This is a genomic window from Rhizobium sp. Rhizsp82 (genome assembly GCF_047325115.1).
In the GTDB taxonomy this organism is placed as follows: domain Bacteria; phylum Pseudomonadota; class Alphaproteobacteria; order Rhizobiales; family Rhizobiaceae; genus Rhizobium.
The window spans coordinates 1664885-1676899 of record NZ_CP168571.1; the positions used below are offsets into that span (position 1 = coordinate 1664885).

At 62.4% G+C, this 12015-nt stretch carries 14 protein-coding genes; 8 read left to right on the plus strand and 6 right to left on the minus strand.

The annotated features are described in order from the left end of the window. Position 1 precedes the first annotated feature (1 nt). On the plus strand, positions 2 to 1687 hold the full coding sequence (hutU, locus tag ACEN84_RS31920) for a urocanate hydratase (RefSeq protein WP_413711925.1): 1686 nt from the start codon (positions 2 to 4) through the stop codon (positions 1685 to 1687). 9 nt (positions 1688 to 1696) lie between these two features. Here hutU and ACEN84_RS31925 read toward each other — a convergent pair whose 3' ends face one another. Both ACEN84_RS31925 and ACEN84_RS31930 read right to left on the minus strand, forming a co-directional pair. Continuing rightward, positions 1697 to 2080 (minus strand): type II toxin-antitoxin system VapC family toxin, encoded by a 384-nt coding sequence (locus ACEN84_RS31925; protein ID WP_413711926.1) that lies wholly within the window; start codon positions 2078 to 2080, stop codon positions 1697 to 1699. Continuing rightward, positions 2077 to 2331, minus strand: coding sequence for a type II toxin-antitoxin system Phd/YefM family antitoxin (locus ACEN84_RS31930; RefSeq protein ID WP_413711927.1), 255 nt, complete (start codon positions 2329 to 2331; stop codon positions 2077 to 2079). The genes ACEN84_RS31925 and ACEN84_RS31930 overlap by 4 nt, the downstream gene beginning before the upstream one ends. Positions 2332 to 2412: 81 nt before the next feature. On the opposite strand from ACEN84_RS31930, the gene ACEN84_RS31935 reads away from it, so the two are divergent. The 5 genes from ACEN84_RS31935 (at position 2413) to hutC (ending at position 6394) form a co-directional block, all read left to right on the plus strand. Beyond that, entirely contained in the window at positions 2413 to 2985 is a 573-nt protein-coding gene (locus ACEN84_RS31935) for a HutD family protein (protein WP_413712531.1), read from the plus strand. A gap of 116 nt (positions 2986 to 3101) precedes the next feature. Continuing rightward, positions 3102 to 4049, plus strand: coding sequence for an ABC transporter substrate-binding protein (locus ACEN84_RS31940; RefSeq protein WP_413711928.1), 948 nt, complete (start codon positions 3102 to 3104; stop codon positions 4047 to 4049). Positions 4050 to 4116: 67 nt separating this feature from the next. Next, positions 4117 to 4890, plus strand: coding sequence for an ABC transporter permease (locus tag ACEN84_RS31945; protein WP_413711929.1), 774 nt, complete (start codon positions 4117 to 4119; stop codon positions 4888 to 4890). Further along, positions 4887 to 5672 carry an ABC transporter ATP-binding protein gene (locus tag ACEN84_RS31950; RefSeq protein ID WP_199625513.1) on the plus strand — a complete coding sequence of 262 codons (786 nt, stop codon included), beginning with the start codon at positions 4887 to 4889 and terminating at the stop codon, positions 5670 to 5672. Before ACEN84_RS31945 ends, ACEN84_RS31950 begins: the two co-directional genes overlap by 4 nt. Before the next feature lie 20 nt (positions 5673 to 5692). After that, positions 5693 to 6394, plus strand: coding sequence for a histidine utilization repressor (gene hutC / locus ACEN84_RS31955; protein ID WP_413711930.1), 702 nt, complete (start codon positions 5693 to 5695; stop codon positions 6392 to 6394). 2 nt (positions 6395 to 6396) lie between these two features. On the opposite strand, the gene ACEN84_RS31960 is transcribed toward hutC, so the two are convergent. From ACEN84_RS31960 to ACEN84_RS31975, 4 genes are read right to left on the minus strand one after another with little or no spacing between them, the layout of a single operon-like run. Then, positions 6397 to 7209 carry a 3-methyl-2-oxobutanoate hydroxymethyltransferase gene (locus ACEN84_RS31960; protein ID WP_413711931.1) on the minus strand — a complete coding sequence of 271 codons (813 nt, stop codon included), beginning with the start codon at positions 7207 to 7209 and terminating at the stop codon, positions 6397 to 6399. Positions 7210 to 7221: 12 nt separating this feature from the next. After that, a complete protein-coding gene (locus ACEN84_RS31965) occupies positions 7222 to 8445 on the minus strand; it encodes an NAD(P)/FAD-dependent oxidoreductase (protein ID WP_413711932.1) in 1224 nt (407 codons plus the stop codon). A 10-nt stretch (positions 8446 to 8455) separates the two neighbouring features. Further along, on the minus strand, positions 8456 to 8770 hold the full coding sequence (locus ACEN84_RS31970; RefSeq protein WP_130280165.1) for a MocE family 2Fe-2S type ferredoxin: 315 nt from the start codon (positions 8768 to 8770) through the stop codon (positions 8456 to 8458). Between the two features lie 27 nt (positions 8771 to 8797). Further along, a complete protein-coding gene (locus tag ACEN84_RS31975; protein WP_413711933.1) occupies positions 8798 to 9883 on the minus strand; it encodes a fatty acid desaturase family protein in 1086 nt (361 codons plus the stop codon). Positions 9884 to 10018: 135 nt separating this feature from the next. Between ACEN84_RS31975 and ACEN84_RS31980 the strand changes: the two genes are divergently transcribed. Both ACEN84_RS31980 and ACEN84_RS31985 read left to right on the plus strand, forming a co-directional pair. Continuing rightward, positions 10019 to 11047, plus strand: coding sequence for a LacI family DNA-binding transcriptional regulator (locus ACEN84_RS31980; RefSeq protein ID WP_203430161.1), 1029 nt, complete (start codon positions 10019 to 10021; stop codon positions 11045 to 11047). Positions 11048 to 11201: 154 nt separating this feature from the next. Beyond that, positions 11202 to 12014: a TIM barrel protein gene (locus ACEN84_RS31985; RefSeq protein ID WP_413711934.1), complete on the plus strand. Its 813-nt coding sequence runs from the start codon at positions 11202 to 11204 to the stop codon at positions 12012 to 12014. Position 12015 lies beyond the last annotated feature (1 nt).

A 12015-nucleotide genomic window follows, 5' to 3' on the forward strand; every position in this document is an offset into this window, starting at 1 on the left:
GATGAGCAATCCGCGTCACAACATCCGCGAAATCCGTGCGCCGCGCGGCGACCAGCTGAATACCAAGAGCTGGATGACCGAAGCGCCGCTGCGCATGCTGATGAACAATCTCGATCCCGATGTGGCCGAGAACCCGAACGAGCTCGTCGTCTACGGCGGTATCGGCCGCGCCACCCGCACCTGGGACGATTTCGACCGCATCACGTCGACGCTGAAGACGCTGAACGAGGACGAGACGCTGCTGGTTCAATCCGGCAAGCCAGTCGGCGTATTCCGCACCCACAAGGATGCCCCGCGCGTCCTGATCGCCAATTCCAACCTCGTCCCGCATTGGGCGACCTGGGATCATTTCAACGAACTCGACAAGAAGGGCCTTGCGATGTACGGCCAGATGACGGCCGGTTCGTGGATCTATATCGGTACCCAGGGTATCGTTCAGGGCACCTACGAAACCTTCGTGGAAGCCGGCCGCCAGCACTATGACGGCAATCTAAAGGGTAAGTGGATCCTTACCGGCGGCCTCGGTGGTATGGGCGGCGCGCAGCCGCTCGCAGCCGTCATGGCCGGCGCCTGCTGCCTTGCCGTCGAATGCGACGAAACCCGCATCGACTTCCGTATCCGCACCCGCTATGTCGATGAAAAGGCAAAGACGCTGGATGAGGCGCTGGCGCTGATCGACAAGTGGACGAAGGCCGGTGAAGCCAAGTCCGTCGGCCTGCTCGGCAATGCCGCCGAAATCTTCCCTGAACTCGTCAGGCGCACGAAGGCCGGCGGCGCACGTCCTGATATCGTCACCGACCAGACCTCGGCGCACGACCCGCGCAACGGCTATCTGCCGGTTGGCTGGAGCGTCGAGGAAGCCAAGGCCAAGCGCGAAACCGATCCGAAGGCCGTCGAAGATGCCGCCCGCGCCTCGATGCGCCAGCATGTCGAAGCCATGGTCGCCTTCTGGGATGCCGGCGTACCGACGCTCGACTATGGCAACAACATCCGCCAGGTCGCCAAGGACGAAGGCTTCGAAAATGCCTTCGCCTTCCCGGGCTTCGTACCTGCCTATATCCGCCCGCTCTTCTGCCGCGGCATCGGTCCGTTCCGCTGGGCAGCGCTTTCGGGCGATCCGGAGGATATCTACAAGACCGACGCCAAGGTGAAGGAGCTGCTGCCCGACAACAAGCACCTGCACAACTGGCTGGACATGGCCAGGGAGCGCATCGCCTTCCAGGGTCTGCCGGCGCGCATCTGCTGGGTCGGTCTCGGCGACCGCCACAAGCTCGGCCTCGCCTTCAACGAGATGGTGAGGAACGGCGAGCTCAAGGCTCCGATCGTCATCGGCCGCGACCACCTGGATTCCGGCTCCGTCGCCTCGCCGAACCGCGAGACGGAAGCGATGAAGGACGGCTCGGACGCCGTTTCCGACTGGCCGCTGCTGAATGCGCTGCTGAACACCGCATCGGGCGCCACCTGGGTGTCGCTCCACCACGGCGGCGGCGTCGGCATGGGCTTCTCGCAGCATTCCGGCATGGTCATCTGCGCCGACGGCACCGATGACGCCGCCCGCCGCCTCGGAAACGTCCTCTGGAACGACCCGGCCACCGGCGTCATGCGCCACGCCGATGCCGGCTACGACATCGCGATCGATTGCGCCAAGGAGAAGGGCCTGCGGTTGCCTGGGATTCTGGGGAACTGAGGCCCGGGCCTAAAGCGAAATCAGGCCCGGATATTGCAGCACCATCTTGTCGACCGTCAATAAGGGCACTCCCTCGGTGATGGCCTGAGCGACGAGGATGCGATCGAAGGGATCCTTGTGAAGCGGCGGCAGGCCGGCGATAGCGATGGCATGCTCGCCGTTGATCGGGAGTTCGATATAGCCGTTCTCCAGGAGGAGGGTTCGAAGCAAGTAAGGGTCAGCCTGGAAGTCCGGACGGCCCTTCCCTTGCTTTATCGCTGTTTCCCAGATGCTGGCGGGGCTGAAAAGCAACTCGTTGCCGGCGTCTTCGATCAACGATCGGAGGTGAGCCGGGATCAGGCCTATATCGGCGGCGAGCCAGATGAGAATATGGGTATCGAGCAGCAACCTCATTTGGGGAAGATGTCGCCACCGTAAAACATCTCTTCGATTTCGTCGGCCATCATGGTGTCGAAATCATCAGGGACCTTGATCATGCCCTTCATGAAACCGATACGGCGCTTCGGCTTCTCGGCCTCATCGATGGGTACGACCTTGCCGATCGGCTTGCCTGCCTTGGCGATGATGAAGGACTCGCCCTTGGCGACCTTCTCCATCAAGCGCGACAGATTGGTCTTGGCTTCATGGATATTGACGATTTCCATGGCGTAAACCTCGTTGAACTTAGTCCACTAAACTTAGTCCACTTGCCCGCAATTTTCAATCCGGAGCCCGGCATGTCCAGCATCACCCATCTGAGAGCCGCCAATCACCGCCGTATGCCGTGGAAGAACGGCGGCGGGGAGACGGTCGAGATAGCCGTCTTTCCCGAGAATGCCGCGCTTGGCGACTTCGATTGGCGGGTGAGTATGGCAACTGTCGCGACCGACGGGCCGTTCTCGATCTTCGAAGGTATCGACCGGACGCTGTCGATCCTTTCCGGCGACGGCATGGCGCTTGCCATCGACGGACGGGAGCCGGTGCTTCTAACCAAGATAAGCACGCCGCTCGCCTTCCCGGCCGACGTACCTGTCATGGCTACGCTTGCCGGTGGAGCAATCACCGATCTCAACGTCATGACCCGGCGCGGACGCCTTGAGCACACTGTCGAGCGCCTTGCTGTCGATGGCATGGAGGAAACTGTCCAGGCCGGGACAGTGCTGCTGGTCTGCCGTGATGGAGCCGTCAGCTGCACATATGATGGCACGCAGATCGACCTCGATCATGACGATGCCCTGTTATTGCAGCTGGATTCGCCTTCCGCGCTCAAACTCCACGGGTCGGGAACCGCCTATCTGATCCACATCCACGCGCTGTGATGCCACTCTGAAATTCCCTCTACTTTTGTATAGACAAGACAAAACCGGCGTGCCTAATATGCCAATAAACAGGCACACCGAACGCATGCCTAAACAAAGAGCAGGGAACGTCAGACATGAAAAAAGCATCTGTTATTGCTGCGGCTCTTGCCGCGCTTCTCGCCGGTAGCGCGGCTCATGCAGCCGAAACCAAGGTTTCGATCGGTATCTCCGGCTGGACCGGCTTCGCACCGTTGACGCTCGCCAAGGAAGCCGGCATCTTCAAGAAGCACGGCCTCGACGTGTCGATCGTCAAGGTTCCGCAGGCGAGCCGCCATCTGGCGCTGGCATCCGGCGACATCCAGTGTGCGGCGACCACCGTCGAGACCTGGATCGTCTGGAATGCCGCCGGCGTTGCCACGACGCAGATCTTCCAGCTCGATGTTTCCCACGGCGCCGACGGCATTGCCGCCAAGCCCGGCATCGAAAAGATCACCGATCTCAAGGGCAAATCGGTTGCCGCTTCGGCGCCCGGCACCTCGCCCTACTTCCTGCTCGCCTTCATCCTCGCCAAGAACGGCATGACCATGAAGGACGTCAAGGTCGTCAACATGGAGCCGGGTCCGGCGGCGCAGGCCCTGCTCGCCGGCCAGAACGACGCTGCCGTGACCTACGAACCCTACCTCTCCAGCGTCCGCGCCGCGCCTGACAAGGGCAAGATCATCGCCACGACGCTCGATTATCCGGCGGTCATGGACACATTCGGCTGCACCACCGCCTTCCTGAAGGACAATCAGGAAGCCGCAAAGGCGCTGGCCGCCAGCTACTACGACGCGCTCGAAATGATCAAGACCGACAAGGACAAGTCCTTCGAGATCATGGGCAAGGACGTGAAGCAGTCCGGCAAGGAATTCGGCGAATCCGCCGCCTATCTGGAATGGCAGGACAAGGCCGCCGCCCAGAAGTTCTTCGAAACCACCTTCAAGAGTTTCAACGAGGAAGCCGCCGACCTGCTGCTGCAGGCAGGCGTGATCAAGAAGAAGCCTGATCTGACGACGCTCGCCGATCCGTCCTTCATCAAGTAATCCCTGAACACCCTGGGAGCGCGCGGGCAAAACCTGCGCGCTCCCGAGACCATCGAGAAGGCGCGGCATGCATCCATTACAACCCATCGGAGCCCGCAGCAGACTGCTCTACGGCCTGCTGTTTTTCGTGATTTTCTTTGCGGGCTGGGGCTACGCGACGCTCGGCGGCTTCGTTTCCAAGACCTTCCTCGCCGACCCGATCACCATGGTGCAGGACGGCTATGATCTCTTGGTCAACCAGGGCTTCCTCTTCGATATCGGCATGACCATCTGGCGCGTCGTCGGCGGTTTCATCCTGTCGGCGCTGGTTGCCGTTCCGCTCGGCATCCTGATGGGCGCCTACAAGCCGGTCGAGGCGCTGCTCGAACCCTTCGTCTCCTTCGCCCGCTATCTGCCGGCCTCCGCCTTCGTGCCGCTCTTGATCCTCTGGGCGGGCATCGGCGAGACGCAGAAGCTGCTCGTCATCTTCATCGGCGCCGTCTTCCAGATCGTGCTGATGGTCGCCGTCTCGGTTTCCAACACGCGCCGCGACCTGGTCGAGGCCGCCTATACGCTGGGCGCCGGAGACAGCGGTGTCGTTCGCCGCGTCCTCATTCCCGCTAGCGCGCCCGATATCGCCGAGACGCTGCGCCTCGTTCTCGGCTGGGCCTGGACCTATGTCATCGTCGCCGAACTGATCGGCGCGTCCTCGGGCATCGGCTATATGATCATCAACAGCCAGGCGCTGCTGGCGACCGGCCAGATCATCTTCGGCATCATCGTCATCGGCCTGATCGGCCTCATCTCGGACTTCGCCTTCAAATGGCTGAACCGCCGCCTCTTCGCCTGGAGGCTCGCATGAGCGAACTCGTCATCAAGGGTGTCAGCCGCACCTTCCCCGGTGTGCACGGCGGCCAGCCGACGCTGGCGCTGCAGCCGACCGACCTCGATATTCCCCGCAACGACTTCGTGACTATCCTCGGGCCCTCGGGCTGTGGGAAATCGACCCTGCTGCGCATCATCGCCGGCCTCGACAAGCCGACGACGGGGACCGTGACGCTCGAAGGCAAGGCGGTGACCGGACCGGGCGCCGACCGCGGCATGGTCTTCCAGTCCTACACACTCTTCCCTTGGCTGACGATCCGCGACAACGTCGCCTTCGGCCTGCGCGAAAAGGGCGTGCCGGAGAAGGAGAAGAACGAGATCGTCGCCAGCTATATCGACAAGGTCGGGTTGCGCGGCTTCGAGAACCACTGGCCGAAACAGCTCTCCGGCGGCATGCAGCAGCGCACGGCGATTGCCCGGGCGCTCGCCAACAATCCAAAGATCCTGCTCCTCGACGAACCCTTCGGCGCGTTGGACAACCAGACCCGCGGCCTGATGCAGGAACTGTTGCTCGGCATCTGGGAGCGCGAGCAGAAGACCGTCATCTTTGTCACCCACGATATCGAGGAGGCCGTGTTCATGGCCTCGCGCGTGGTGACGATGACGGCGCGGCCGGGCCGCATCAAGTCGATCACGCCGGTCGACCTGCCGCATCCCCGGCATTACACGGTCAAGGCCAGCCCGGAATTTTCGGCGCTGCGCCTGAAGCTCACCGAAGAAATCCGCAGCGAGGCGATCGCGGCGGCGGCGCACGGATAGGGAAGCAGGCCATGGGGGACATGCCGCTTCACCTTCGCATCCAGAACGACGTCGAACGCAGCATTCTCTCCGGAGAATGGCCGCCCGGCCATCGCATTCCCTTCGAGCATGAACTGACCGTACAATATGGCTGCTCGCGGATGACGGTGAACAAGGCGCTGACCGATCTCGTCAAGCGCGGGCTGATCGAGCGGCGGCGCAAAGCCGGAACCTACGTCCGCTTCCCGCATGCGCAATCGGCGGTCATGGAAATCCACGACCTCCGGCGCGAAGTGCAGGCCCTCGGCCTCCCCTACCGCTACACGATCGCCAGCCTGAAGGCCCGCCGGGTCAAGCGAGAGGACAGCTCGCGGCTAGACCTCGAGGCCGGGACGTCGGTGCTCGACATCGTTTGCGATCACTTCGCCGGCGACCGCCCCTTCTGCCATGAACAGCGCCTGATCAATCTTTCCGCCGTTCCCGAGGCCGCCGACGAACCCTTCGAGGACAGCCCACCCGGCACATGGCTGCTCGGCAAGGTGCCCTGGAGCTCAGCCGAACACCGCATCCGCGCCGAGCCCGCCAAGGCCGACATCGCGGCAGCGCTGGCGATCCCGGCGGGCAGCGCCTGCCTGGTCATCGAGCGCAAGACGCAGAGCGGCGATGTGCATGTCACCCATGTAAAGCTCACCTACCCGGGCGATAGCCACGAACTCGTGGCCCAGTTCGCCCATGGCGGATAACCTTAAGCTTGATCCAGCTCGCTCCTCAGCCGCTGCAGGAAGAGCTTCAGCTGTTCCTCGTCAACGCCGACGAGATGCCGCTTTTCCGGATAGGCGCCGTTCTTGACGTCATCAGCGAATTCGGTGAAGGCGGCGATCCGTTCGCGCTGCAGCCGGTCATATTCGGCGGCGAAATTGCGGTAGACCTTGGCGTGGCGCGGGTAGTGATCGCGATTGGCGCCGAGCACGTCGTCAGCGAAGAGATATTGCGCATCGCAGCCGGTACCGGCGCCCATCGAGATCATCAGCATCGAGGTGTTCTGGCTGATCGCTGCGGCGACTTCGCCGGGCACGACCTCGATCTCGGCTGCGAAGGCGCCTGCGTCCTCCAGCGCCTTTGTCTGCCGCCAGATCTCGAAGGCGCTGGCCGCCGTCTTGCCGACAGCGCGGAAGCCGCCGGTCCATGTCGCCTTCGAAGGGATGAGGCCGACATGACCGCAGACCGGAATGCCCTCTTCGCGCATGCGGCGGATGATGGAGAGGCCAGCAGCACAATAGACGGCGTCACCGCCAGCCTTCAGCGCCTTGAAGGCTTCGCGCAGATATTCCTCGGCGCTGACATAATCGCCATATTCGAGGCCAGGAACGGCAAACGGGCTCGGCGCCGCCTCACGGAAGACCGGACCGAGCAGCGCCGGGGGAACGGAGACCATGTCGATCTTCGCCTTCTCCGCGGCTTCGGCTTCTTCCAGCGTGGTGACGCGCAGCATCGTAAGCTGACGCTTACCTTTTATCGACAGGAGGTCGGCAACGGTCGGCCGGCTATGCTTCTTCATCTTGTTCTCCGTTCAGGCCGCGAGCAGCGACTTCAGTTTGACATTGCTGGCGGTCAGCGCCGCCGGATCGGGATGGGCACGCGCGGCGATCAGCATTTCCGCAAGACGGATATCGCGGGCGACGGCATTGCCGGTGCCGATGCCGCTTGCGGCCAGCAGCCGCCCCTCGCCATCGAGATGGAAGAGGATGAAGGCGCCATCGCCGAGGTCGCGCCGCAGATGTGTGACGGCTCCATCGGCAAGTCCGGCGATCTGCAGCGTCAGGTCATATTGATCCGACCAGAACCACGGAACGGCCGAAACAGCCTCGTTCGCACCCATCATATTGGCTGCGGCGAGGTTGCCCTGCTCCTGCGCATTGCGCCACGACTCAAGTCGCACGCGTTTACCGCCGTAAATTTCAAGGGGAAAAGAGCAGCAGTCGCCAGCGGCATAAGTGTCCGGCGATGAGGTCTGCAAATGCCCGTCGACGGCAATGCCGTTCTCGATCGCAAGGCCTGCCGCTTCGGCGAGTTCGACATTCGGCTGCGCGCCAATTCCGACCAGGATAAGATCGGCTTCCAGCCTCTCGCCGGCAATCTTGATGAAGGCGTGGCCGGTCTCTTCGCCGACGGCCTCAATGGCGGCGCCGCAGCGCAGATCGATGCCTTCGCCACGATGACGCTCGGAAAGCGCCAGCGCGATGTCTTCCGGCACGCCGCGTTTCAGGACGCGTTCCAGTCCCTCGACGAGGGTGACGCGAGCGCCGAGCTTGATCGCGGTGGCGGCAACCTCGAGGCCGATAAAGCCACCGCCGATAATGGCGATGTGCCTGCCGGGCTTCATCACATCGCGGAGCGAAACAGCGTCGTGATGCGTGCGCAATGCGCGGATCCGGGCGCTGACGGCCGGTGCACCCGGAAAGGCACGCGGGCTGGCGCCCGTTGCAAGCAACAGCTTGTCATAGGAGAGGACAGAGCCATCCGAGAGAACGACGCGCTTGGCTTCCGCATCGAGGCTCTTGGCCGATACGCCGGTCATCAGGCGGATGCCAGCTTCCGCATAGCGCTCGGAGGCGGCAATCAGCTTCGGCTCGAGGGCTTCGCTGATGCTCGCCTTCGACAAAGGCGGGCGCTCGTAGGGCAACAGCGGCTCGGTGCCGACAAGGGTGATCTCGCCGTCAAAGCCCTTTTCACGCAAAGCAAAGGCGGCCCGGGCGCCGCATTCGCCGGCCCCGATAATGACGAAGTGAGACATGGAAACCTCCTCAGATGGAGATGAAGACAGAGCCGCCTTCGACCTTGACCGGATAGGTCTTCAGGTTGACGCAGACGGGTGCGCCCTTGGCCTCGCCGGTCTTATAGTTGAAGCGGCCGTTATGTTTCGGACATTCGATGATGTCTTCCATCACCAAGCCATCGGCGAGATGGATGCGCTCGTGGGTGCAGAGCCCGTCGGTCGCGAAGAATTCGTCGTCGGGGCTGCGATAGACGGCGAAGGTCTTGCCGTCATGGTCAAAGCGCATGACATCCTCTTCGTCGATATCATCCTTGGCGCAGACTTCGATCCAGTTTCCGCTCATATCTTCCTCCCAGAATTATCGTTGGTCTTACTGAGCCGCCGGGGCGAGCTCGGCGTGGAACTCCTCGCGATACGGCCGCGCCGTCTGCGGCAGTTCGCGCTTCAGGAAATAGTCCTCGTTTCGCAGCTGGCGAAGAAAAGCCGGGATCATTTCCTTGTAGCCCGACCACATCGACGGGTTCGGCGCCGGAAGGTCGTGCTTGATCATCGCGTGCAGCTGCGGCAACGCATGGTAGGGCACCATCGGGAACATGTGATGCTCGACGTGGTAGTTCATGTTCCAGTAGATGAAGCGGCTGATCGGGTTCATGTAGACCGTGCGGCTGTTCAGCCGGTGGTCGATGACGTTGTCGGCGAGGCCGCCATGCTGCAGCAGGCCGGTCATGACATGGTGCCAGGCGCCATAGAGACGCGGCAGGCCGATCAACATCAGCGGCAGGAACGAGCCCATATAAATGGAGAGCGCGATGGTCGCGACATAGATCGCCAGCCAGATGCGCGCGACGCGGATCGTCTTTGGCTGCTCCATCTCGGGAATGAAGGTCTTTTCCGCCTCGCTGACGACGCCGGAGGCGTTGCGCAGCATGTCGATCACGGCATAGCCGGCGTCGAGGATGCCGAAGAAATTCAGGATCAGCCGGAAGAGGTCCGGCGGGCGCATGACGGCAATTTCAGGATCGCGGCCGACGATGACGGTGTCCGTGTGATGGCGGGTATGGCTCCAGCGCCAGGTCACCGGGTTGCGCATGATCATGAAGCAGGCGATCTGATAGACGGCATCGTTCATCCAGCGCGTCTTGAAGGCCGTGCCGTGGCCGCATTCATGCCAGCGGCTGTCGGACGCCGAGCCGTAGAGAACGCCGTAAGCGAGGAAGAACGGGAGGCAGATCCACGAACCCCAGAAGTAGATACCGAGGCCAGCGAAAACCAGCATGCTGCCGAGCCAGATGATCGTGTCGCGGATCGCAGGCGCATCCGAACGCTGCATCAGCGCCTTCATCTCCTTGCGCGCTACGTCGGTGTGATACCATTGCGCTGCCGCAAGCCCGGTCTCAACCGCCCGGCGGCTGCTCTCCCCCAGCAGGCTGTAGTCGCGTTTCATCGTCTCGGTCATTTTTGCCTCCCGCCAATCCTTGGCTGATATGAAGGTTAAGTTGACTTTGCCCCGGGCTCAATGCAGTCTTGATATATTCTATCAAAAGCCATCACACATGGCTCTCATCTGTGATGGATTATATCAGGAACTGTCATGCGCCGACCGACGATATCAGACCTTGCCCATGCGTCCGGCGTCAGTGTCGCGACTGTCGACCGCGTGCTCAACGGGCGCCACAAGGTTCGCGAGGAAACGGCGCGGCGTGTCTATGACGCGGCGCAATCAATCGGCTACCACGCTGTCGGCCTGATCCGGCAGCGCGTCTTCGAGGACCTGCCGCGCTATCAGCTGGCCTTCCTGCTGCAGAAGCCGATGCAATCCTTCTACCAGGCCTTTAGCCGCGAGATCGAGATCGCGGCGGCAGCTTGCACCACCGCGCGGCTGCAAATCCAGATCGATTATCCGGCGGCCTCCACGCCTGCCGCCATTACCGAGAAGCTCCGGACGCTGACGGCCCGCAACCAGGCGGTGGCCATGGTGGCCCCGGATTATCCGGCCGTCACCGCAGCCGTGGAAGAGCTGAAACACAAGGGCATCCCGGTCTTTTCCGTGCTGTCGGATTTCGCCGAGGGGACGCGCGCCGGCTATATCGGCCTCGATAACCGCAAGGTCGGCCGTTCTGCGGCCTGGACGATCGCCCGCACGGCCCGCAAGCCCGGCAAGGTCGCCTGTTTCGTCGGTAGCCATCGCTTCCATGGGCATGAGCTGCGCGAAGTCGGCTTCCGTTCCTATTTCCGCGAGGAAGCGCCCGATTTCGATGTGCTGGAAACGCTCATCAATCTCGACACCGTGGAGATCACCCATGAGGCGACGTCGACGCTGCTACAGAAACACCCTGATCTCGTCGGCCTCTATGTCTGCGGTGGCGGCATGGAGGGGGCGATCGCTGCGATCCAGGAGGAGAAACGCACCGGCGAGGTCGCCCTGATCGTCAATGAGCTGGTGCCGGAGAGCAAGGCCGCGCTGATGGACGGAACGGTGACCATGGCACTCAGCACCCCGCTGCCGGCGATCTGCCGCGAGCTGGTCGCCCAGATGATCGCCGCCATCGGCAACGGTGAGGCGGCAGTTCCCGGCCAGACCTTCCTGCCGTTCGAGATCTATATTCCGGAGAATATCTAGAATGATGGAATTCCATCATTCATCATGAAAATCTGTCACGGATGATAGGATGGACAGCCGTCTGCCTGCTGGCGCCTTGGCAATTTTCGGATAGAGATTCCCCCGGGCTAGATTTGCGCTCCAGGACCGGAGCGCCCTTGGGAGGACTTTTGAAATGGCATCTGTTCGCTACGCGCTGAACCATATGGCAGCGCCCGCACTGAAGATTGACAGCTTCTTCGCGCTCGCAAAGTCGCTCGGCATCGACTCCGTCGAAATCCGCAACGACCTCAGTGGCAACGCGATCCTCGACGGCACCAAGCCGGCGGAGATCAAGGCGGCCGCCGAGCGCCACGGCGTGACGATTATCTCGATCAACGCCCTGCAGCGTTTCAACGAGTGGAACGAGACCCGCGCCACCGAAGCCAAGGAACTGATCGACTACGCAGCCGCCTGCGGCGCCAAGGCGCTGGTGCTGGTTCCGAAGAACGACGGCACCGGCCGTGAAGACGGCGCGCGCCAGGCAAATCTGCGTCAGTCGCTGACCGCGCTGAAGCCGATGCTCGATGCTGCCGGCATCACCGGTTTGGTCGAGCCGCTCGGCTTCGAAATCTGCTCGCTGAGCTCAAAGACGGAAGCCGCCGATGCGATCCGTGAACTCGGCGCTGAAGGCACGTTCAAGCTCGTCCACGACACGTTCCACCACCATCTCGCTGGCGAGGCCGCGATCTTCCCTGATATGACCGGCCTGATCCATATTTCGGGCGTCGATGACAAGGACGTTTCCGTCTCGGACATGCGCGACCCGCACCGCGTTCTGGTGACATCCGCTGACCGGCTCGACAATGCCGGCCAGGTGCGCGCGCTGCTGCAGGCAGGTTACAAGGGTCCCGCCTCCTTCGAGCCGTTCTCGGCCGAAGTCCATGCACTGAAAGATCCGGCAGCGGCGCTGCGCCAGAGCATGGATTATCTCTCTTCGGCGGTCTGAG